We start from the raw sequence: 1042 nt of genomic DNA, 5'->3' as shown, positions 1-1042 counted from the left end.
TCGGCGTGGATGTGTTCTTCGTGATTTCGGGGTTCTTGATCACGGGGTTGTTGATCCGTGAGGTCGAGCAAGAGGGCCGGGTGTCGCTGGCGCGGTTCTACGCGCGTCGCGCGAAGCGGTTGTTGCCGGCCACGGCGGTGGTGCTGGTGGCGACGGCGTTGTTGACGTGGTGGTCGGTGACGAGGGTTGAGTGGCGCACGTTCGGGTGGGACATCATCGCCTCGGCCGGTTATGTGGTGAACTGGCGCCTGGCGGACCGGTCGGTGGATTACCTGGCCGAGGATGTCGGGGTTTCCCCGGTGCAGCACTTCTGGTCCCTGGCGGTGGAGGAACAGTTCTACATCGTGTGGCCGCTGCTGCTGGTGGTGCTCGCGGTGTTGTTGCGCAAGACGAGGCTGCCGGCGCGTCCGGTGATGGCTGCGGGGATTGTTGCGGTGATCGTGCCGTCGTTCGTGTGGTCGGTGCATTACACGGCCTCGAATCCGGCGCAGGCGTTCTTCGTGACCCCGACCCGGTTGTGGGAACTGGGTGTGGGTGCCTTGGTCGCGATCGGTGTCGGGGTGTGGGCGAAACTGCCCCGCGCTGCTGCGATCGTGCTGGGTTGGGCGGGTCTGGTGCTGGTGGTCTATGCCGGGTTCACGGTGACTGCGGCGACTGCGTGGCCCGGTCACATGGCGTTGCTGCCGGTGGTGGGTACGGCGGCGATGATCATCGCTGGTTCTGCTTCCGGACCGGCAGGACCAGCCGGGGTGTTGTCGTGGGCGCCGGCGGTGTGGGTTGGTGGGTTGTCGTATTCGCTGTACCTGTGGCACTGGCCGTTGCTGGTGGCCGCGACCGCGCAGTGGGGTGAACTGGGTGCGAAGAAGGGCCTGCTGGTGGTCGCGTTCTCCTTCATCCCGGCCTGGTTGTGCAACCGGTTCATCGAGAACCCGATCCGGTTCCACAAGGCCTTCTCCCGCTCCAACCCGTTGACCCTGTCGATGGGTGCGAACTTCACCGCCATCGGCGCCGCCGCCGGCCTGACACTCATCCTCCTCGTCCC

1 protein-coding gene is annotated in these 1042 nt (G+C 65.9%); it reads left to right on the top strand.

All coding sequences use genetic code 11. The features are described from left to right. Positions 1-20: 20 nt before the first annotated feature. A partial coding sequence (locus tag Q9R27_RS18715) for an acyltransferase (RefSeq protein WP_311253921.1) occupies positions 21-1042 on the top strand: 1022 nt, incomplete at its 3' end.

The organism is Nocardioides sp. AE5, from assembly GCF_031844485.1.
GTDB lineage: Bacteria > Actinomycetota > Actinomycetes > Propionibacteriales > Nocardioidaceae > Nocardioides.
This window is presented reverse-complemented; position numbering and strand designations above follow the sequence as displayed.